The organism is Variovorax sp. VRV01 (assembly GCF_014852545.1).
In the GTDB taxonomy this organism is placed as follows: Bacteria; Pseudomonadota; Gammaproteobacteria; order Burkholderiales; family Burkholderiaceae_C; genus Variovorax; species Variovorax beijingensis_A.
Window position 1 is genome coordinate 1 of record NZ_JACVBS010000099.1, and the last position, 255, is coordinate 255.

The 255-nt window shown below is 49.0% G+C and carries 1 protein-coding gene; it reads right to left on the reverse strand.

Annotated features, from left to right (window positions below; all coding sequences use genetic code 11):
- Positions 1-231, reverse strand: a 231-nt coding sequence (locus IB278_RS33740) for a hypothetical protein (RefSeq protein ID WP_192328908.1), incomplete at its 3' end; no start/stop codon positions are given.
- Between the last annotated feature and the right edge of the window lie 24 nt (positions 232-255).

Below are 255 nucleotides of genomic sequence, written 5' to 3' on the forward strand. Positions count from 1 at the left end.
TGCAACGATCATTCCAATCATCGCGATAGCAGCACCAAGCCGAATGAGAGCGAAATAAAACGCTACTGTCATTCCGAAGGTCACGATGTAGCCGCCAATCGAAAACCAGCGCCAGCCCGACAGACGCTCTGCTGGCAACCGATCTTTGATGAAACGTGTGACAAAGAAGAAAACGGTCAACCAGAGTGGTGGCAAACCAAACTGTACGAGCGGATGAAGTGTGTTTTCCATTTCTTGTTACCTAATGAGCGTCTG